This window comes from Streptomyces sp. LUP47B, from assembly GCF_001746295.1.
GTDB lineage: Bacteria > Actinomycetota > Actinomycetes > Streptomycetales > Streptomycetaceae > Streptomyces.
The window spans coordinates 1-19,972 of record NZ_MJAH01000027.1 but is presented as its reverse complement, the minus strand read 5'-3'; the positions used below and the strand labels follow the sequence as shown (position 1 = coordinate 19,972).

Genomic DNA, 19,972 nt, shown 5'->3' with positions numbered 1-19,972 from the left:
CGATCGTGCGTTTATTCACAAGAGTGCGAGACAGATCACAGGACAGTAACGGTCACTCTGTCACGTCAGTCGAACTGGTCGCCCAGCGCCATCACCATCACGCCGGCGATCAGCAGCCACAGGGCCCTGCGGGTGCGCCCGCGCGAGCCCAGGACCGCGGCGAGCGCGCACACCCCGGCGCCCAGTCCGTAGGCCGCGGGGACCAGCGCGGGGGCGGAGCCGCTCAACCGGAGCGCCGCCGCGGCCAGACCGGCGAGGGCCAGCAGCGCGCCGGTGCCGGAGGCCGTCCAGCGGGCCCGCCGGGCGTCCAGCACCTGGCCGTCGTACTCCTCCTGTATGTCGGACGACTCGGAATTCGCAGGACCGTTCATGGCGGGCGAGCGTAGCGTGTTCCGCTGAGCGACCGCGGGCCCGTCCGGCCCCCGACCGAAGCAGGTGCGTTGTTTGAGCGTCCGACCGAGCTCCTCCGTATCCCTTTCCGTTTCCCCGGACTCAAGGAGCCCGTTCACCGATGCCAGACGACATCACCCCGCCTCTGACGGGGCCCTCGAATGAGGACCTCACCCGGCGGCTGACCCAGGCCCGCTACCCGCGCAGCAACAGCTACGACGTCCGCTGGGTCATCGAGAACCAGATGGGCCCGAACGCGCTGTGGCTGCTGGAGTGGCTCGGGCCCGCCCTGGGCCTGGACACCCTGCGGCCCTGCGCCCGCGTGCTCGACCTGGGCTGCGGCCGGGCGATGACCTCGGTCTTCCTGGCCAGGGAGTACGACGTCCAGGTCACCGCGGCGGACCTGTGGGTCAAGCCCGACGAGAACGCGAAGCGCATCGCCGAGGCCGGTTTCGCCGACAGGGTGCTGCCCGTGCACACCGAGGCACACGACCTGCCCTTCGCCGAGGGCAGCTTCGATGCGATCATGAGCATCGACGCGTACCAGTACTTCGGCACCAATGACCTCTATCTGCCCACGCTGACCCGGTTGTTGAAGCCGGGCGGGCGGATCGGGATCGTCGTCCCCGCGATGCGGGAGGAGATCGAGGGCGTGGAGCCGCCCGCGCACCTCAAAGAGTGGTGGCAGCCCGACTTCTGGTGCTTCCACTCGGCCGACTGGTGGCGGCGGCACTGGACCCGCGGCGGGGCCGTCGAGGTCGAGACGGCCGACTGGCAGCCGGACGGCTGGAAGGACTGGCTGCTGTGGTGCGACGTGATCGCCGAGGAGAGCCCCCAGGAGTTCCATCGCACGATGGCCCGTGACGTCGGCGAGATGGTACGGGCCGACCAGGGGCGGTCGTTGGGCTTCGTACGGCTCGTAGGACGCCGTAAGTAACGCTACGGCCCCGGAGGACATGTCCTCCGGGGCCGTACCCAACAGAGCGCTCAGCCCTCGCCGACGCCCAGCTTCTCCAGGATCAGCTCCTTGACGCGAGCCGCGTCGGCCTGACCGCGGGTCGCCTTCATGACCGCGCCGACCAGGGCGCCGGCCGCGGCGACCTTGCCCGAGCGGATCTTGTCGGCGATGCCCGGGTTGCCGGCGATGGCCTCGTCGACGGCGGCACCCAGGGCGCCCTCGTCGGAGACGACCTTCAGACCGCGCTTGTCGACGACCTCGTCCGGGGTGCCTTCGCCGGCGAGGACGCCTTCGATGACCTGGCGGGCCAGCTTGTCGTTCAGGTCACCCTTGGAGACCAGCTCCGTGACTCGGGCGACCTGCTCCGGCGTGATGGCCAGCTCGTCCAGCGCCTTGCCGGACTCGTTGGCGCTGCGGGCGAGTTCACCCATCCACCACTTGCGGGCGGAGGCCGCGTCGGCACCGGCGTCGATCGTGGCGACGATCGGGTCCAGGGCGCCAGCGTTGAGGATCGCCTGCATGTCGAGTGCCGTGATGCCCCACTCGGCGACGAGCCGGTTGCGGCGGACCAGCGGCAGCTCGGGGAGCGCCGCCCGGATCTCCTCGACCCACTCGCGCGAGGGGGCCACCGGAACGAGGTCCGGCTCGGGGAAGTACCGGTAGTCCTCGGCCTCCTCCTTCACACGGCCCGAGGTCGTGGACCCCGTGTCCTCGTGGAAGTGCCGGGTCTCCTGGATGATCGTCCCGCCACTGCTCAGGACGGCCGCGTGCCGCTGGATCTCGAAACGGGCCGCGCGCTCCACGGACCGCAGCGAGTTGACGTTCTTCGTCTCGGAACGCGTGCCGAACTTCTCGCGGCCGTGCGGGCGCAGCGACAGGTTCACGTCGCAGCGCAGCTGGCCCATCTCCATGCGGGCTTCCGACACACCGAGCGCCTTGATGACCTCGCGCAGCTCACGGACGTACGCCTTCGCCACCTCGGGAGCGCGCTCACCCGCGCCCTCGATCGGCTTGGTGACGATCTCGATGAGCGGGATGCCGGCCCGGTTGTAGTCGAGCAGCGAGTGCGAGGCGCCGTGGATACGGCCCGTCGCGCCGCCCACGTGGGTCGACTTGCCGGTGTCCTCCTCCATGTGGGCGCGCTCGATCTCCACGCGGAAGGTCTCGCCGTCCTCCAGCTGGACGTCGAGGTAGCCGTTGAAGGCGATCGGCTCGTCGTACTGGGAGGTCTGGAAGTTCTTCGGCATGTCCGGATAGAAGTAGTTCTTCCGGGCGAAGCGGCACCACTCGGCGATCTCGCAGTTCAGCGCGAGACCGATCTTGACAGCCGACTCGATGCCGATCGCGTTGACGACCGGGAGCGCGCCGGGCAGGCCGAGGCAGGTGGGACAGGTCTGCGTGTTGGCGTCCTGACCGAGTTCGGTCGAACAGCCGCAGAACATCTTCGTCTTGGTGCCGAGTTCGACATGGACCTCGAGGCCCATGACGGGGTCGTACGACGCGAGAGCGTCCTCGTACGACACCAGGTCGGTCGTGGTGGTCACGGTGTAACTTCCCTCTCAGCCCAGCAGGACGTCGTCGTCGCCCAGCCGCTTCAGCTCGCGGTACAGGATCGCGAGACCGGTGACGATGGCGACGGCGGACACGGTGGCGTCGATCAGGACCAGCGTGTCCTTCTCGGCACGGGCCTTCTTGAGCCGCTTGGCGACGCCGATCGCGCCGAACGCGGTCCCGGCGATGGACAGGTACGTACCGGACTTGGACTTCTTGAAGTCCTTCGCCTTGGTCAGCTTGCTCACAGCGACGGTGCCTCCTCCAGGAGCGGGTGCCCCCACCTTTCCACGAAGGCGGCCTCGACGGCGGCGCCCACCTTGTAAAGACGGTCGTCCTTCAGGGCCGGGGCGATGATCTGGAGGCCGACGGGCAGGTTGTCCTCGGGCGCCAGACCGCACGGCAGCGACATGGCCGCGTTGCCCGCGAGGTTGGTCGGGATGGTGCACAGGTCGGCCAGGTACATCGCCATCGGGTCGTCGGCGCGCTCGCCGATCGGGAAGGCGGTGGTCGGGGTCGTCGGGGAGACGATCACGTCGACCTGCTCGAAGGCCTTCTCGAAGTCGCGCGTGATGAGCGTGCGGACCTTCTGCGCCGAGCCGTAGTAGGCGTCGTAGTAACCGCTCGACAGGGCGTACGTGCCGAGCATGATCCGGCGCTTGACCTCGGGGCCGAAGCCCGCCTCACGGGTGAGGGAGGTGACCTCCTCGGCCGAGTGGGTGCCGTCGTCGCCGACCCGCAGGCCGTAGCGCAGGCCGTCGAAGCGGGCGAGGTTGGACGAGCACTCGGACGGCGCGATCAGGTAGTACGCCGACAGGGCCAGGTCGAAGGACGGGCAGTCCAGTTCGACGATCTCGGCGCCCAGGTCCTTGAGCAGAGCCACGGACTCGTCGAAGCGCTGGATGACGCCGGCCTGGTAGCCCTCGCCGCGGAACTGCTTCACGACACCGACGCGCATGCCCTCGACGCTGCCGTTGCGGGCGGCCTCGACGACCGCCGGGACCGGGGTGTCGATCGAGGTGGAGTCGAGCGGGTCGTGACCGGCGATGACCTCGTGCAGCAGCGCCGCGTCCAGGACCGTACGGGCGCAGGGGCCGCCCTGGTCGAGGGAGGAGGAGAAGGCGACCATGCCGTAGCGGGAGACCGCGCCGTACGTCGGCTTCACACCGACCGTGCCGGTGACGGCGGCCGGCTGGCGGATGGAACCGCCGGTGTCGGTGCCGATGGCGAGGGGGGCCTGGAAGGAGGCGAGCGCGGCACTCGACCCACCGCCGGAGCCGCCGGGGATCCTCGTGAGGTCCCAGGGGTTGCCCGTCGGGCCGTACGCGCTGTTCTCCGTCGACGACCCCATGGCGAACTCGTCCATGTTGGTCTTGCCGAGGATGACGACGTCGGCGGCCTTCAGTCGCTTGGTGACGGTCGCGTCGTACGGCGGGATCCAGCCCTCGAGGATCTTGGAGCCGACGGTCGTCGGGACGCCCTCGGTGGTGAAGATGTCCTTGAGCGCGAGCGGGACGCCGGCGAGCGGACCGAGCTTCTCGCCCTTGGCCCGCTTCTCGTCGACGGCACGGGCCTGCGCGAGGGCGCCCTCGCGGTCGACGTGCAGGAAGGCGTGCACCTTCTCGTCGACGGCCTCGATACGGGCCAGGTGGGCCTCGGTGACCTGCACGGCCGTGAGCTCACCGGAAGCGATCTTCGCGGCGGTCTCGGCGGCGGTGAGCTTGATGATGTCCGTCATGGGTGTTAGTCCTCCCCCAGGATCTGCGGCACCTTGAAACGCTGCTGTTCCTGGGCCGGGGCGCCGGAGAGCGCCTGCTCGGGGGTGAGCGACGGACGGACCTCGTCCGCGCGCATGACGTTCGTCAGCGGGAGCGGGTGCGAGGTCGGCGGTACGTCTTGGTCGGCGACCTCACTGACGCGTGCGACCGCGCCGATGATGTCGTCCAGCTGTCCCGCGAAGTGCTCGAGCTCTTCGGGCTTCAGCTCCAGACGCGCCAGCCGTGCGAGGTGGGCGACCTCCTCGCGCGTGATGCCAGGCATGCAGCGATCCTCTGGGGTGAGTGCGTGTGGTTCGGGGCGGGGCTGGCCGTCACATTCCCGTCGTCCGTCCGAAGGGCGGGTCGCGCGGCCTCTGGTGCGTGCGATCGCAAGGCGCCGGAGCAGCCTCGTGGCGGAGCCACGTGGCCGGTTCGGCAACGCGGCGAGCGTGCGTGCCAGGCGTCGCGCGACAGACGGGAATGTGACGGCTGGCCCCAATCCTATGGGTCCCGGCCGGATGGCCGTTAAACGGTTTCCCGTGGCCGACGTCAACGGGCACTCCCCCATACCGCGCCAAAGGATGCCGGGACGGGTCACTCCGCCGCCGGCAGCGCCGCCCTGGGCCGCTGCCAGCCCCTCGAACCCCTGGCCAGGAGCCACGCCGTCGTCTCCTCCGGGGGCATCGCGGCCGCGACCAGCCAGCCCTGTACGGCGTCGCAGCCCATGTCGCGCAACCGCTCCCAGGTCTCGTCGTCCTCCACGCCCTCCGCCACGACCAGCAGGCCCAGGGAGTGCGCGAGGTCGACCGTGCAGCGGACGATCTCCGCGTCCTCGGTGTCGACGGCCAGCTTGGCCACGAACGAGCGGTCGATCTTCAGTTCGCTCACCGGCAGGCGGCGCAGGTGGACCAGGGAGGAGTAGCCCGTGCCGAAGTCGTCCAGGGACATCTTCACGCCGTGCCCGGTCAGGGCGGCGAGCGTGTCCGCGGCCCGCGAGGGGTCCTCGAGGAGGACGTGTTCGGTGATCTCCAGTTGGAGGGCGCCCGCGGGGACGCCGTGCCGGGCGAGGCGCGCGGCCACCGAGCCGGCGAAGCCCGGGGTGTGCACGTCACGCGGGGAGACGTTGACCGCCACCGGGACGAACAGGCCGTGCGCCCGCCACTCGGCGACCTGGGCGAGAGCCGTGTCGAGGACGTACTCGGTGAGGTAGGGCATCAGTCCGGACGACTCGGCGATCGCGATGAACTCGTCCGGCGGTACCTTCCCGCGCTCCGGGTGCACCCAGCGCACCAGGGCCTCCAGACCGGCGACCTGTCCGTCGAAGCGGACCTTGGGCTGGTAGTGCAGCTGCACCTCGTGCGCGTCCAGCGCCCGGCGCAGATCGCCCAGCAGCCCGAGCCGGTCCGGGGTGTTGGAGTCCCGCTTGGACTCGTACACCTCCACTCCCGTACGGTCCCGCTTGGCCTGGTACATCGCCACGTCCGCCCGGCGCAGCAGCCCCTCGGCGTCCACGGCGTGGTCGGGGAAGACGGCGACCCCGGCACTGGCCTCCAGGACGAGGGTCAGCCCGTCGAGATCGAGCGGGGAGCTGAGGGCCGCGACCAGGTTGCGGGCGACCCGGGTCGCGGAGGTCGTGGAGTCGGCGACCGGCAGTAAGACGGCGAACTCGTCGCCGCCGAGCCGCGCCGCCTCCGCCCCGCGCGGCAGCGCGATCCGCAGCCGGTCGGCGATCTGGAGGAGCAGCCGGTCACCGGCGAGGTGACCCAGGGTGTCGTTGACCGAGCGGAAGCGGTCGAGGTCGATGAGCATCAGGGCGGACCGGGCGCCGATGCGCTCGGCGTCGTCCAGGGCGGTCCAGATGCGCTCCAGGAGCCACTGCCGGTTGGGCAGTCCGGTCAGCGGGTCGCGCAATTGCTCCTCGGCGCGGGCCCGGGCCATCCACAGGGTGGAGTCGAGGGCGATGAGGGGGATCGCGAACAGCGGGAGCAGCACGGGCTTGGCGGCGGCGACCACGCAGACCAGGGGGGCGATGCCGAGCAGTGCGACGGCGACCAGGCCCTGTCTGACCAGGGCGGTGCGGGCCACGGTGGGCAGACCGGCGTGCCGGGAGGAGTGCAGATACCAGCCCAGGGCCCGGGTGACCGCGAGGTAGGCGACGGCGACCAGGACCACCTCGGGGCCGGTGTAGAAGGTCCAGGTGTCGGGGTTCCAGGGGGTCTCGACGGACGGCGACTGACCGAACGCGGCTATGACCAGGGCGCCGGTGGCTATGCCGAGCATGTCCACCGCGCCGTGCAGGATGCCCTGCCGCCAGCGGTGGCGCCGGGCTATGCCGACCAGCAGGACGACGGTGAGGCTGACCATTCCGGCGGGCACCCAGCCGTACATCAGCAGGACGGCGAGGGTCAGGGCGGCGCCCGAGCCGGTGCCGCCCCACCAGCGGGCCCGGCCGAGGGCGACCAGATGGCCGACGATGACCCCGGTCAGCACGGCCAGGGACCAGCCGACGGTGCCGGACGGGAAGAGGGCGTGGCCGCCGGTGAACGCCCGGTAGAAGCCCGCGCCCAGCACGAATCCGGCGGCCGAGACGATCGCCGTGGGCAGAGCGGGCCAGGACAGCTGGCGGTCACGTTCGGAGTCCGGCATACCGGGGGCGCGCTCTGCGGTGAGCTGCGCGGCCCCGGAGCCGCCGGCCGCGGTGTAGGGTCCGGCGGCGCGTCCCTCCGCGCCCGGATACGCCGAAGGCCGCCCGGCCCACCGGCTCGTCCGCCACGCGCCGGTGAGCCGGCGCAGCCGTGAGTCCGGGGCGGCGCTCTCGGTCGGTTCCATTCCCGTCCCTCTCACAGCCGGCGGTGCCCACGCCACGCGGCTCGTTCGCCCGACAGATCCCTCGACGGCGCCGCGTTGGAAAAACCTTCCCCTTGCTCTTCAGGAGCAAGGGAATGCCCCGGCCGCAGCTGGGCACGGCAGGCGCACATCTCAACAGTAGGCCGCAGAAGGCTTCCACGGGCAGCGGTCGTCGACGGTTGCCCGAATGCGCCCCTGCCACCCGTATGCATCTGGTATGCGCCGATCGGGTGGCCTTCAACCGCCGCTGCTCGCTACTCCTCCGTGGGAAGTGCCACATCGGCGGCCGCCTCGGGGCCCTGCTCCAGCAGCACGTCGAAGCCGTCCTCGTTCAGAACGGGCACCTTGAGTTGCATCGCTTTGTCGTACTTAGAACCCGGATTGTCACCTACGACAACGAAAGATGTCTTCTTCGAAACCGAACCGGTGACCTTCGCCCCTCTGGTCTGCAACGCCTCCTTGGCCCCGTCGCGAGTGAAGCGCTCCAGGGTGCCGGTGACGACGACGGTGAGCCCTTCGAGAGGGCGCGGACCCTCGTCCTCCCCCGAGCCCTCCTCCTCCGTGCGCACACCCGCGGCCTTCCACTTGCGCAGGATCTCCTGGTGCCAGTCCTCCGCGAACCACTCCTTGAGGGACCTGGCGATGATCGGTCCGACGCCGTCGGTGTTCGCCAGTTCCTCCTCGCTCGCCTGCTCGATGCGGTCGATCGAGCGGAAGTTGCGCGCCAGCGCCTCGGCGGCGACCGGGCCGACGTGGCGGATCGACAGACCGGTGAGGACGCGGGCCAGCGGGCGCTCCTTGGCGGCCGCGATGTTCTCCAGCATGGCGACGGCGTTCTTCTTGGGCTCGCCCTGCTGGTTGGCGAAGACGGTGGCGATCTTCTCCTCGCCGGTCTTCGGGTCACGCTTGGGCAGACCGCTGTCCTGGTCGAGGACGTACGCCTTGATGGGCAGCAGCTGCTCGATGGTGAGGTCGAACAGGTCGCCCTCGTCGGTCAGCGGCGGCTCCGAGGGTTCCAGCGGCTTGGTCAGGGCCGCGGCCGCGACGTACCCGAAGTGCTCGATGTCCAGTGACTTGCGGCCCGCGAGGTAGAACAGGCGTTCACGCAGCTGGGCCGGGCAGGTCCGGGCGTTGGGGCAGCGCAGGTCGACGTCCCCCTCCTTCATGGGGCGCAGGCCCGTGCCGCACTCCGGGCACTCGCTCGGCATCACGAACTCGCGCTCGCTGCCGTCGCGCAGGTCGACCACCGGGCCGAGGATCTCGGGGATGACGTCACCGGCCTTGCGCAGCACCACGGTGTCGCCGATGAGGACGCCCTTGGCCTTGACGACGTCCTGATTGTGCAGGGTGGCGAACTCGACCTCCGAGCCGGCCACCGTCACCGGCTCGACCTGGGCGTACGGCGTGATCCGGCCCGTACGGCCCACGCCCACGCGGATGTTGATGAGCTTGGTGTTGACCTCTTCGGGCGCGTACTTGTACGCGATCGCCCAGCGCGGGGCCCGGGAGGTGGAACCGAGCCGGCCCTGGAGGGGGATCTCGTCGAGCTTGACGACGACCCCGTCGATCTCGTGCTCCACGGAGTGGCGGTTCTCGCCGAAGTAGGCGATGAACTCCCGTACGCCGTCGAGGTCGTCGACCACCTTGTTGTGCTTGGCGGTGGGCAGGCCCCAGGACTTCAGGAGGGCGTAGCCCTGGGAGAGGCGGGTCATGCCGGTGAAGCCCTCCAGGACGCCGATGCCGTGCACGACCATGTGGAGGGGGCGGGTGGCGGTGACGCGCGGGTCCTTCTGGCGCAGCGAACCGGCCGCCGCGTTGCGCGGGTTGGCGAAGGGCTTGTCGCCGGCCTCGACCAGGCGGGCGTTGAGTTCCTCGAACTTCTCCATCGGGAAGTAGACCTCGCCGCGGATCTCGACGAGGTCGGGGACCTTGTCGCCGGTGAGGCGGTCCGGGATCTCGGCGATCGTGCGGACGTTGGGCGTGATGTCCTCGCCGGTGCGGCCGTCGCCGCGGGTCGCCGCGCGGGTGAGGCGGCCGTGCTCGTAGGTGAGGTTGACGGCGAGGCCGTCGACCTTGAGCTCGCACAGCAGGTGGTAGTCGGTGGTGCCGACGTCCTTGGCGACCCGCTCGGCCCAGGCTGCCAACTCCTCGTCGCTGAAGGCGTTGTCCAGGGAGAGCATGCGGGAGCGGTGCTGGACGGACGTGAAGTCGGTCTCGTACGCCCCCGCGACCTTCTGGGTCGGCGAGTCGGGCGTGCGCAGCTCGGGGTGCTCCTCTTCGAGGGATTCGAGGGAGCGCAGGAGCTTGTCGAAGTCGGCGTCGCTGATGACCGGCGCGTCGTTCACGTAGTACCGGAAGCGGTGCTCCTCGATCTGCTCAGCGAGCTGCGCGTGCTTCTCCCGTGCCTCGGCGGGCACCGTCGTCTCCGCTTGCTTGTCGCCGGCCACCGTGTTGTCCTCCCGTTACTCTGGGTTGTCCGCGAGGGACCTCGCCGCCTGGGCGCAGTGGGCGAGAGCCTTGCGCGCGTACTCGGGGGAGGCCCCCGCGAGCCCGCACGACGGAGTCACCGTGACCGCCTCCGCGAGAAGTCCCGGATGCAGCCCCAGCCTGCGCCACAGCGTCCTGACACCCATGACGCTACCGGCAGGGTCTGACAATGCCGTGTCCGTCCCGGGCACGACACCGGCGAAGAGCCTCGTCCCCCCTTCCACCGCCTCGCCGATCGCGTCGTCGTCACGCTCGGTGAGAAGCGAGAAGTCGAAGGAGACCGCCGCCGCACCCGCCCTCCGCAGCAGGGCGAAGGGGACGTCCGGTGCGCACGAGTGGACCACGACGGGGCCACCCGCGTGAACCCCGACGACATCGCGCAGGCCGGCCTCGACGACCTGCCGGTCGACGGCGCGGTGGGTGCGGTACCCGCTGGCGCTCCTCACCTGCCCGCGCAGGACGCCGATGAGGGACGGCTCGTCGAGCTGGAGCACCACCTGCGCGCCGGGGACCCGACTTCGGACCTCCTCCAGGTGCAGGCGCAGTCCCTCGGCCAGCGAGGCGGCGAGGTCCCGGCACGCGCCGGGGTCGGAGAGGGCGACCTCGCCGTTGCGCAGCTCCAGCGTGGCGGCCAGTGTCCAGGGCCCGACGGCCTGCACCTTCAGCTGCCCCTCGTACCCCTGGGTGAACTCCTCCAGCGCGTCGAGGTCCTCCCCCAGCCAGGACCGCGCCCGCTTGGTGTCCCGCCCCGGCCGGTCCCCGATCCGCCACCCGCTGGGCTCCACGCGCGCGTACAGCTCGACGAGCATTCCGGCGGTACGGCCGATCATGTCGGCGCCGGGGCCGCGGGCGGGCAGTTCGGGCAGGAAGGGGAAGTCCTCGAAGGAGCCGGTGGCGGTCCTGGCGGCCTCACGGGCGTCGCCGCCGGGGAGGGAGCCGATGCCGGTGGCGGGGGCGAAGCGAAGGTCTGCGGTCACATACGAAGCCTACGTACGTGGCAGGAGGAGGTTCGCGCCCCCACCGGAGCCGTCAGCGTCCCGGGCGGACCGTCAGGTCGTTGATCTCCGCGTCGCGCGGGAGGTCGATCGCCGTGAGGATCGCGGTGGCGACCGACTCGGGGTCGATCCATCGCGCGGGGTCGTAGTCCTTGCCCTCCTGCTGGTGGACCTTGGCCTGCATGGGGCTCGCCGTGCGGCCGGGGTAGACCGAGGTGACGCGGACGCCGTTCGCGTGTTCCTCGTGGCGCAGGGAGTCCGCCAGGGCCTTGAGGCCGTGCTTGGAGGCGGCGTACGCGGACCAGTCGGCGTGCGCGGTCAGCCCCGAGCCCGAGTTGACGAACACCACCTGGCCCCGGGTCGCCCGGAGTTGGGGCAGGAAGTGGCGGGTCAGCTCGGCCGGAGCGATCAGGTTGACGTTCAGCTGGTGGCGCCAGGACTTCGGGGTCAGATCGCCGACGGGGCCGAGGTCGACCACACCCGCGATGTGCAGCAGGGAGTCCACCTGGTCCGGCAGCGACTGGTGCGAGAAGGCCCAGCTCAGCTTGTCGGGGTCGGCCAGGTCCCCGACCAGGGTGCGCGCCCCGGGGAACTGTGCCGCCAGGTCCTTCGCGCGGCCCGCGTCACGCGCGTGCAGCACGAGGTCGTCCCCGCGCGCGTGCAGACGCCGGGTCACCGCCGCACCGATGCCGGAGCCCGCTCCGGTGATCACATGTGTAGCCATGCCGCCATGCTCGCATCACGGCGTCAGCGCGTACCGAGCGACTCCTCCAGGTACGCCAGCGCCCCCACCGGCTCCTCCGCGAAGAACACCAGGTCGGTGAGCGGACGGGGCAGGAAGCCCTCGTCCTCCATGCGGCGGAACTGCTCCTTCAAGCCGTCGTAGAAGCCCGCCGTGTTCAGCAGCACCACCGGCTTCTCGGTGTGCCCGTGCTTCTTCAGCTCCAGGATCTCCGTCGCCTCGTCGAGCGTGCCCGTGCCGCCCATCATGATCACCACGGCGTCGGCCTTCTCCAGGAGCAGTTTCTTCCGCTCGGCGAGGTCCTTCGCGATCACCATCTCGTCGACGCCCGGGCGGACCTTGGCGGCCAGGAACTCCACGGAGACCCCGACGAGCCGTCCGCCCGCCTCCTGCACCCCGTCGGCGACCACCTTCATGAGGCCCACGTCCGAGCCGCCCCACACGAGGGTGTGCCCGCCCTTGCCCAGCAGCTTCGCGAACTCCCGCGCGGGGCGCGTGTAGCGGTCGTCGAGGTCGGCGGCGGAGAGGAAGACGCAGATTCGCATGAGGTCACCGTACGCGGGAAGAACCGGGGGCCCGCGAGCGCTTTCCCGGTATGGCCGAAGGACACACGATCACCATCGAGCAAGCCGACCAACACGTGCGCGTGGTGCACGGCGACCAGGTTCTCGCGGAGAGCGACCGACCCCTCGTGCTGCGCGAGACGGGCTCGCCCGTGCGGTACTACCTCCCCGCCGAGGACGTACGACTCGACCTGCTGACCCCCTCCGACACCCACACCTACTGCCCCTTCAAGGGCACCGCGTCCTACTGGTCCCTGCCGGACGCGCCCGATCTGGTGTGGTTCTATCCCGAGCCGAAGCCCGCCGTCGCCGAGATCAAGGACCACCTCTGTTTCTACGAGGTCGACGTGTCCTGACCGATGATTTCCGTGCGGTGCGGCAGTCTCCACAGGCATGGACAAGAAGACCCTCTCGCGCGACGGCACGCCGATCGCGTACGAACGCACCGGAAACGGCCCGGCGGTCATCCTCGTCAGCGGCGCGATGTCCACGGGCGGCACGGTCGCGCCCCTGGCCGTGCCGCTGTCCGAGCGGTTCGACGTGCTCGTGTACGACCGCCGGGGCCGCGGCGCGAGCGGCGACACCGCGCCCTACGCGGTGGCCCGTGAGGTCGAGGACCTCGCCGCGCTCATCGAGGCGGCGGGCGGCGAGGCGTGCCTGTGCGGCGTCTCGTCCGGCGGTGCGCTGGTCCTGGAGGCCGCGGCGAGCGGACTGCCGGTGCGCCGGGTCGCCGTGTACGAGACGCCGTACGCCGACTTCCTGGACGGCGGCGCGGAGCAGAACGCCGAGTACACCGAGAAGCTGACGGCTGCGCTCGCCGAGGGCCGGCGCGGGGACGCGGTGGAGCTCTTCCTGCGGCTCACCGGCATGGGCGAGGAGATGATCCAGGGCGCCCGCCAGTCCCCCATGTGGCCCGGTATGGAGGCGGTCGCCCCGACACTCGCCTACGACAACTCGGTCATGGCCGGCGGTCTGGTCCCCCGGGACCGGCTGGCCTCGATCACGGTCCCATTGCTGGCGGTCGCGGGCGGCGCGAGCCCCGAGTGGATGCGCGAGGGCACCAGGTCGGTCGCGGAGGCAGCGCCGAAGGGCTCGTACCGCGTCCTGGAGGGCCAGACCCACATGGTGGACCCGACCGCCCTCGGACCGGTCCTGGCGGAGTTCTTCGCGACCTGACATCCGCCACCCGCGGGTGGCGGCGGGACGTGCCCGTGCGCGCGGGCCCGTGACGACCGCGCGTACGGGCGGCATCGACTCGGGGCCTGCGGGCACGCGCGCGTGAGACCACGGACACAGCCCGCGGCGCTGCCTACGTGCCGGCACCTACAGGCGATCCTCCCGAGGCGTGCGGCACGGGGGTACGCGCGCGTGGCACGACTGACACGGCGACACCGCCGGGTCTGGCGTGCGACGAGGGTCTCAGGCCACGCCCGCCGTCACCCGCACCGTGGACGCGATCGTCGCCGAACCCACCACGCGCGTGCCGTCGTAGAGCACGATCGCCTGGCCGGGGGCCACTCCGCGGACCGGCTCGGCGAAGGAGACCTCCAGGGTGCCGTCCACCAGTTCCGCGGTGACCTCGGTCTCGCCGCCGTGGGCGCGGAGCTGGGCCGTGTAGGTGCCGGGGCCCGTCGGGGCCGCGCCGCACCAGCGGGGCTTGATGGCGGTCAGGGCGTTCACGTCCAGCGCGGCGGCCGGGCCGACCGTCACCGTGTTGTTCACCGGTGAGATGTCGAGAACATAGCGCGGCTTGCCGTCGGCGGCCGGGGTGCCGATCCTGAGGCCCTTGCGCTGGCCGATGGTGAAGCCGTACGCACCCTCGTGGGAGCCGATCTTCGCGCCCGACTCGTCGACGATGTCGCCCTCCGCCCTGCCGAGGCGGGAGGCGAGGAAGCCCTGGGTGTCGCCGTCGGCGATGAAGCAGATGTCGTGCGAGTCGGGCTTCTTGGCGACCGCGAGACCCCGGCGCTCGGCCTCGGCGCGGATCTCGTCCTTGGTGGTGACCGTGTCGCCGAGCGGGAACATCGCGTGGGCGAGCTGCCGGTCGTCCAGCACGCCGAGGACGTACGACTGGTCCTTCGCCATGTCGGAGGCGCGGTGCAGCTCCCGGGAGCCGTCCGCGAGCGTGACGACCTTCGCGTAGTGGCCCGTGCACACCGCGTCGAAGCCCAGCGCGAGCGCCTTGTCGAGCAGGGCGGCGAACTTGATCTTCTCGTTGCAGCGCAGGCAGGGGTTGGGGGTGCGGCCGGCCTCGTACTCGGCGACGAAGTCCTCGACGACGTCCTCGCGGAAGCGGTCGGCGAGGTCCCAGACGTAGAACGGGATGCCGATGACGTCGGCGGCGCGGCGGGCGTCGCGCGAGTCCTCGATGGTGCAACAGCCACGCGCGCCCGTGCGGAACGATTGAGGGTTCGCGGAGAGCGCGAGGTGGACGCCGGTCACGTCATGGCCGGCTTGGGCGGCACGGGCGGCGGCGACGGCGGAGTCGACTCCTCCGGACATGGCGGCGAGTACACGAAGAGGGCGCGGCGTGGTGTCAGTCATAACCCCTCCAGGGTACGGGGGCGCGGGAACCGAAGCCCACGAGTATCCGTTGACGATCACATGGGGGAGAAACTGGCGTCCGCGGACGGCGACCGGCGCATCGGTCGCCGGGCCCTGCTCATCGGCGGGACGGCGGCGGCCGTGGGCACGGCGGTGCTGGCCCGCGACGAGTTGGCGCGGCTGTGGTGGCGGGCGCCCGGGGTGGAGAAACCGCGCGTCCAGGGCGCGGTCGACTTCCGCGGCGCGCAGTGGGTGGCGGCCTCCGACGCGAACTGGCGGCGGGCGGACCGGCCCGACGACTACGGCATAGACATGGTGATCATCCATGTCACCCAGGGCAGCTTCGCCAGTGCGGTGAAGGTGTTCCAGGATCCGGGGCACGGCGCGGCCGCGCACTACGTCGTCCGCAAGGACGGGCACGTCACACAGATGATCCGCGAGCTGGACGTGGCGTTCCACGCCGGCAACCGCGCCTACAACGAACGCAGTGTGGGCATCGAGCACGAGGGATTCGTCGACCGGCCCGAGGACTTCACCGACGAGATGTACGCGGCGTCGGCGCGGCTCACGGCCGGGATATGCGCGCGGTACGCCATACCCGTCGACCGCGAGCACATCATCGGCCATGTGGAGGTGCCGGGCACGGATCACACGGACCCGGGCGAACACTGGGACTGGGACCGGTACATGCGGCTGGTGCGGAAGGTGCCGAGGGCCTCCGTCTAGTCGGCTACGAACATTCCGCTTGGTTATGAAGATTCGGTCCAGACCGCACGCCCGACATGTCCCGCACCCCGATCTTGACCTGCGGACCGTCAACTTGGCTTTTCTTCAAGGGAGTTGGCCCAAACCCCTTCCTCACAGCTTCCCGGGCTCGCACCCAGCTTCACCCCAGTCCTCACACAGCCCTTACGTCGAAGCTCCCCGGCCATGACACACACCACAGACGGCCTGGGGGCCAAGCCCGAGCACTCCAAGGAGAGCAGAGGCCACAAGAAGGGTCTGCACCGGCGGAAGTTCCTCGGCGGAATGGCCGGGGTGGGCCTCGGGGCGGTGGGGGCGGCGGGCGCCGCCTTCTCCCTGCTGACCGAGGGCACCCGCAGCAAGGCGGCCGCCGCGACGGACGGCACCCTCACCATTCCGGACCTGCTGGAGGGCACCACCTCCGACGGCACCACCACCTTCACCCTGGCGGCGCAGACCGGCACCGCCGAGGTGCTCAGCGGCGTCACCAGCAGCACCGCGGGCTACAACCAGTCGTTCCTCGGCCCCACCCTGAAGTGGACCAAGGGCGACACCGTGCTGCTGAACATCACCAACAGCCTCACCGAGGACACCACCGTCCACTTCCACGGCGCCCACGTCCCGCCCAAAATGGACGGCGGCCCGCAGAACGCCTTCTCCGCCGGCACGACCTGGTCCCCCACCTTCACGGTCCTGGACGAGGCCAAGACCCTCTGGTACCACCCGCACGCCCTGGGCACCACGGCCAAGCAGGCCACCCACGGCCTGGCCGGGATGATCATCGTCGAGGACGACTCGGACACGTCCGCCGCACTGCCCGGCGACTACGGCGTCGACGACATCCCGCTCGTCTTCCAGTGCCTGGCCGTGGACAGCGCCGGAGACATCAAGTACGACCAGACCGGCTATCTCAGCTCCGGTCTCAGCTTCCCGCTGCTGGTGAACGGCGAGAACGTCGACGCCACGACACTCGCCTTCGCCGCCACCAAGACCCGCAACCGCTTCCGCGCGCTCAACGCCTCACCGTCGGACATCATCACCCTCCAGCGCAGCGACGGCGGCACGCTGACCCAGATCGCCACCGACCAGGGCTATCTGACGGAGGCGGCCGAGGTGACCACCATCCGTCTGGTGGCCGGCGCCCGCGCCGAGTTCGTCATGGACGTCAGCGAGGACGTCACGCTCCAGGCCGTCGTCACGACGGGCTGGATCCGCGGCGGCTCCGGTACGTACGACTTCCTCACCGTCACGGCGGGCGGCACGGACACCCCGGATGACCTGCCGAGCACGCTCAACACCATCGAGCGGTACGACACCTCCGACTTCACGGCGCGCACCATCACCCTCAGCAACACGGGCGCGACCATGAAGATCAACGGCTCCGCCGGGCTCACCATGGCCGGCATGACCATGATCAGCACCACGCTGGGCGCGAAGGAGATATGGACGATCACCAACGCCAGCCAGCTGGAGCACTCGTTCCATCTGCACGACGTGCCCTACCAGCTCGTCTCGATCAACGGTGAGAAGCCGACCGGGGTCGACCTCGGCTGGTTCGACACGTTCGAGGTCGTCGGCGGCGGCCAGATCGTGATCGCGATGGAATTCACCGACTTCGCCGACGACACGTACATGTACATGCTCCACTGCCATCTGCTCCAGCACGAGGACGAGGGCATGATGGCCTCCCTCATGGTCACGGAGAGCTGACCGGCAGCACACCGCGCCACAGCCACGGAAAGGGTGTCCTGCTCGGCGGCGCTACGTCAGCCCCGCCGCGCGGGCGCGTTCCACCGCCGGGCCGATGGCCTTCGCGACCGCCTCGACGTCCGCCTCGGTGGAGGTGTGGCCGAGGGAGAAGCGGAGCGTGCCGCGGGCCAGGTCGGGCTCGGTGCCGGTGGCCAGCAGGACGTGGCTGGGCTGGGCGACTCCCGCGGTGCAGGCGGAGCCGGTGGAGCACTCGATGCCCTGGGCGTCCAGGAGCAGCAGCAGGGAGTCGCCCTCGCAGCCGGGGAAGGTGAAGTGGGCGTTGGCCGGGAGACGGCCCCCGGGTGCCGGGTCGCCGCCGAGGATCGCGTCCGGGACCGCCGTACGGACCGCCTCGACCAGGGCGTCGCGCAGGGCGCCGATCTCGGCGTCGAACCACTCGCGCTGCTCGGCGGCGAGGCGGCCGGCCACCGCGAAGGAGGCGATGGCGGGGACGTCGAGGGTGCCGGAGCGGACGTGGCGCTCCTGGCCACCGCCGTGCAGGACGGGGACGGGGGTCCACTCGCGGCCGAGGACCAGGGCGCCGATGCCGTACGGGCCGCCGATCTTGTGACCGGAGACCGTCATCGCGGCGAGGCCGGAGGCGGCGAAGTCGACGGGGACCTGGCCGAAGGCCTGGACGGCGTCGGCGTGCAGCGGGATGCCGAACTCCGCGGTGACGTCGGCGAGTTCGCGGACCGGCAGGACCGTGCCGATCTCGTTGTTGGCCCACATGACCGTGGCGAGGGCGACGTCGTCGGGGTCGCGGGCGATCGCCTCGCGCAGGGCGTCGGGGTGGACCCGGCCGTACTTGTCGACGGGGAGGTACTCGACGGTGGCGCCCTCGTGTTCGCCGAGCCAGTGGACGGCGTCGAGGACCGCGTGGTGTTCGACGGGGCTGGCGAGAACCCGCGTCCTTGCGGGGTCCGCGTCGCGCCGGGACCAGTACAGGCCCTTCACGGCGAGGTTGTCGGCCTCCGTGCCGCCGGATGTGAGGACGATCTCACTGGGTCGGGCGCCGAGCGCCTCCGCGAGGGTCTCGCGGGATTCCTCGACCGTGCGGCGGGCCCTGCGGCCGGATGCGTGAAGGGAAGAGGCGTTGCCGGTGGCGCCGAGATGCGCGGTGAGTGCCTCGACCGCCTCGGGGAGCATCGGGGTGGTCGCGGCGTGGTCGAGGTATGCCATGGTGACGCCGATTCTACGGGTCGCATGCGAGCACCCTCAGGCCAGGACCGGCCGGTGTCGGCGGGCTCAGAAGCTCCAGGACGGCGTGCTGTCGAACTGCATGAACGCCACCAGGACCAGCAGGTCCGCCACTCCGAGGCCGAGGCCCAGGTAGGCACGGCCGCGGCGGGCGGTGCCGCGCCACAGGGCGACCGAGGCCAGGACGATGGCGATCGGGCCGAGGAAGACGTTGAGGACGAGAAGGCCGACGAGGCCGAGGACGAAGGACGCCACGGCCATGCCGTCGGCGTCGCGGGCGCCGGTGCGGGCGGTGCCCTGCGCGGTGAGCTGCATGGTGATCAGTGCTCCTGGGGACGGTGGGACGGCGGTCAGTGGGACGGGGTGCGGCGGCGGGCGTGACGCTCGCGGAGCGCGAAGACGCCCAGCCAGACGGCGATCACGGCGGCGGCGACGGCGGTGAAGGTGAGCGGCGCGTGGGCGACGGTGCCCAGGACGATGCCGAGCAGCATGAGTGCGGCGACGAGGAACAGCATGGGACGGATCCCCCTCCGAGATGGCTGTCGTTACGTTTGGGTGAACAGTTGTAGTTACAGTTGTTCACTGACTCCAGAGTCTAGCGTGTCACATGGCTTTCCAATTACGGAGAACAGTTGTTAACTGGATGACATGAGTCACACCCTCGGCATCCGGCAGGTACAGAAGCAGAAGACTCGACAGGCGCTCCTGGACGCGGCGTTGGCCCTGCTGGAGGAACAGAGCCTGAGCAGCCTCGGCCTGCGCGAGGTCACGCGGGCCGTCGGCGTCGCCCCGACCGCCTTCTACCGGCACTTCCGCTCCATCGCGGATCTCGGCGCGGCTCTGGTCGAGGAGGCGCTGGGCAGCCTGCACCCGATGATCCGGACGACGGTGTCCGCGGCCGACGACCACGCCCAACGGATCAAGCGGGCCATCGAGTTGATCGCCGGCCATGTAGACGCGTACCCCGCTCATGTCCGTTTTATCGCCCGAGAGCGACATGGCGGGGTCCAGCCGGTCCGGGAGGCCATCCGGGAGCAACTCGCCCGGTTCGGGCAGGAGGTGAAGGACGAGCTGGCCAAGGACCCGGTGTCCGAGGGCTGGAGCGAGGACGACCTGCTGATGCTGGCCAACCTGTACGTCGACCAGATGCTGATCACGGCCTCACTGTTCCTGGAGGCCCTGGAGGCCTCCCCGGAGGAGCGGGAGCGGGTCTGCCAGGTGGCGGAGCATCAGATGCGCCTGATCAGCATCGGCCGCGAACACTGGCTGGACTGAGGGCCGGTCCGGCAACACACAGGGGCGACACCCCCGTTCACCGGGAGTGCCGCCCCTGTCGTACGACGTCGGGGTCAGCTCTTCGTCGCCGCCGCGCTCGGCGCACCGCTGGGCGCACCGCTCGGGGCCGCGCCGCCGCCGCGGCCGCCGCAGCCGCCCATGCCGCCGCC

20 protein-coding genes are annotated in these 19,972 nt (G+C 70.7%); 6 read left to right on the top strand and 14 right to left on the bottom strand.

The window, feature by feature from the left end; all coding sequences use genetic code 11:
* Positions 1–65: 65 nt before the first annotated feature.
* Positions 66–371 carry a hypothetical protein gene (locus tag BFN33_RS45760; protein ID WP_069766155.1) on the bottom strand — a complete coding sequence of 102 codons (306 nt, stop codon included), beginning with the start codon at positions 369–371 and terminating at the stop codon, positions 66–68.
* Positions 372–511: 140 nt separating this feature from the next.
* Between BFN33_RS45760 and BFN33_RS45755 the strand changes: the two genes are divergently transcribed.
* The gene (locus tag BFN33_RS45755; protein WP_069766154.1) at positions 512–1,327 is read left to right on the top strand and encodes a cyclopropane-fatty-acyl-phospholipid synthase family protein; all 816 of its coding nucleotides are present in this window, start codon (positions 512–514) and stop codon (positions 1,325–1,327) included.
* Between the two features lie 50 nt (positions 1,328–1,377).
* Here the strand turns inward: BFN33_RS45755 and gatB are convergent, their stop codons facing one another.
* The 9 genes from gatB to BFN33_RS45710 all read right to left on the bottom strand — a co-directional run bounded on the left by gatB (position 1,378) and on the right by BFN33_RS45710 (position 12,272).
* The gene (gene gatB / locus BFN33_RS45750; RefSeq protein ID WP_069766153.1) at positions 1,378–2,892 is read right to left on the bottom strand and encodes an Asp-tRNA(Asn)/Glu-tRNA(Gln) amidotransferase subunit GatB; all 1,515 of its coding nucleotides are present in this window, start codon (positions 2,890–2,892) and stop codon (positions 1,378–1,380) included.
* A gap of 15 nt (positions 2,893–2,907) precedes the next feature.
* Entirely contained in the window at positions 2,908–3,147 is a 240-nt protein-coding gene (locus BFN33_RS45745) for a hypothetical protein (protein WP_007384862.1), read from the bottom strand.
* A complete protein-coding gene (gatA, locus tag BFN33_RS45740; RefSeq protein WP_069766152.1) occupies positions 3,144–4,637 on the bottom strand; it encodes an Asp-tRNA(Asn)/Glu-tRNA(Gln) amidotransferase subunit GatA in 1,494 nt (497 codons plus the stop codon). Before gatA ends, BFN33_RS45745 begins: the two co-directional genes overlap by 4 nt.
* Positions 4,638–4,642: 5 nt before the next feature.
* Positions 4,643–4,939 carry an Asp-tRNA(Asn)/Glu-tRNA(Gln) amidotransferase subunit GatC gene (gatC, locus tag BFN33_RS45735; protein WP_007384860.1) on the bottom strand — a complete coding sequence of 99 codons (297 nt, stop codon included), beginning with the start codon at positions 4,937–4,939 and terminating at the stop codon, positions 4,643–4,645.
* Positions 4,940–5,250: 311 nt separating this feature from the next.
* Positions 5,251–7,485, bottom strand: a complete 2,235-nt coding sequence (locus BFN33_RS45730) for a bifunctional diguanylate cyclase/phosphodiesterase (RefSeq protein ID WP_069766151.1) — start codon at positions 7,483–7,485, stop codon at positions 5,251–5,253.
* 272 nt (positions 7,486–7,757) lie between these two features.
* On the bottom strand, positions 7,758–9,950 hold the full coding sequence (gene ligA / locus BFN33_RS45725; protein WP_069766150.1) for an NAD-dependent DNA ligase LigA: 2,193 nt from the start codon (positions 9,948–9,950) through the stop codon (positions 7,758–7,760).
* A 15-nt stretch (positions 9,951–9,965) separates the two neighbouring features.
* Entirely contained in the window at positions 9,966–10,967 is a 1,002-nt protein-coding gene (locus BFN33_RS45720) for a methionine synthase (RefSeq protein ID WP_069766149.1), read from the bottom strand.
* Positions 10,968–11,019: 52 nt separating this feature from the next.
* Positions 11,020–11,709 (bottom strand): SDR family oxidoreductase, encoded by a 690-nt coding sequence (locus tag BFN33_RS45715; RefSeq protein ID WP_069766148.1) that lies wholly within the window; start codon positions 11,707–11,709, stop codon positions 11,020–11,022.
* Between the two features lie 23 nt (positions 11,710–11,732).
* Complete coding sequence (locus BFN33_RS45710; RefSeq protein ID WP_069766147.1) at positions 11,733–12,272, bottom strand: TIGR00730 family Rossman fold protein; 540 nt, start codon at positions 12,270–12,272, stop codon at positions 11,733–11,735.
* A gap of 50 nt (positions 12,273–12,322) precedes the next feature.
* On the opposite strand from BFN33_RS45710, the gene BFN33_RS45705 reads away from it, so the two are divergent.
* Entirely contained in the window at positions 12,323–12,646 is a 324-nt protein-coding gene (locus tag BFN33_RS45705) for a DUF427 domain-containing protein (RefSeq protein WP_069766146.1), read from the top strand.
* A 37-nt stretch (positions 12,647–12,683) separates the two neighbouring features.
* Positions 12,684–13,466, top strand: a complete 783-nt coding sequence (locus BFN33_RS45700) for an alpha/beta fold hydrolase (RefSeq protein ID WP_069766145.1) — start codon at positions 12,684–12,686, stop codon at positions 13,464–13,466.
* Between the two features lie 243 nt (positions 13,467–13,709).
* On the opposite strand, the gene mnmA is transcribed toward BFN33_RS45700, so the two are convergent.
* Positions 13,710–14,834 (bottom strand): tRNA 2-thiouridine(34) synthase MnmA, encoded by a 1,125-nt coding sequence (mnmA, locus tag BFN33_RS45695; protein ID WP_069766144.1) that lies wholly within the window; start codon positions 14,832–14,834, stop codon positions 13,710–13,712.
* Positions 14,835–14,894: 60 nt separating this feature from the next.
* On the opposite strand from mnmA, the gene BFN33_RS45690 reads away from it, so the two are divergent.
* Complete coding sequence (locus BFN33_RS45690) at positions 14,895–15,560, top strand: N-acetylmuramoyl-L-alanine amidase (RefSeq protein ID WP_069766143.1); 666 nt, start codon at positions 14,895–14,897, stop codon at positions 15,558–15,560.
* Between the two features lie 204 nt (positions 15,561–15,764).
* A complete protein-coding gene (locus BFN33_RS45685) occupies positions 15,765–17,288 on the top strand; it encodes a multicopper oxidase family protein (RefSeq protein ID WP_069766142.1) in 1,524 nt (507 codons plus the stop codon).
* Positions 17,289–17,339: 51 nt separating this feature from the next.
* Here the strand turns inward: BFN33_RS45685 and BFN33_RS45680 are convergent, their stop codons facing one another.
* The 3 genes from BFN33_RS45680 to BFN33_RS53550 all read right to left on the bottom strand — a co-directional run bounded on the left by BFN33_RS45680 (position 17,340) and on the right by BFN33_RS53550 (position 19,042).
* Complete coding sequence (locus tag BFN33_RS45680; RefSeq protein WP_069766141.1) at positions 17,340–18,509, bottom strand: cysteine desulfurase family protein; 1,170 nt, start codon at positions 18,507–18,509, stop codon at positions 17,340–17,342.
* A 66-nt stretch (positions 18,510–18,575) separates the two neighbouring features.
* A complete protein-coding gene (locus tag BFN33_RS45675; RefSeq protein ID WP_069766140.1) occupies positions 18,576–18,842 on the bottom strand; it encodes a DUF4190 domain-containing protein in 267 nt (88 codons plus the stop codon).
* Between the two features lie 35 nt (positions 18,843–18,877).
* Positions 18,878–19,042 carry a hypothetical protein gene (locus tag BFN33_RS53550; protein ID WP_088245528.1) on the bottom strand — a complete coding sequence of 55 codons (165 nt, stop codon included), beginning with the start codon at positions 19,040–19,042 and terminating at the stop codon, positions 18,878–18,880.
* A 133-nt stretch (positions 19,043–19,175) separates the two neighbouring features.
* Here BFN33_RS53550 and BFN33_RS45670 point away from each other — a divergent pair, with 133 nt between their 5' ends.
* The gene (locus BFN33_RS45670) at positions 19,176–19,802 is read left to right on the top strand and encodes a TetR family transcriptional regulator (RefSeq protein ID WP_069766139.1); all 627 of its coding nucleotides are present in this window, start codon (positions 19,176–19,178) and stop codon (positions 19,800–19,802) included.
* The last annotated feature ends 170 nt before the right edge of the window (positions 19,803–19,972 follow it).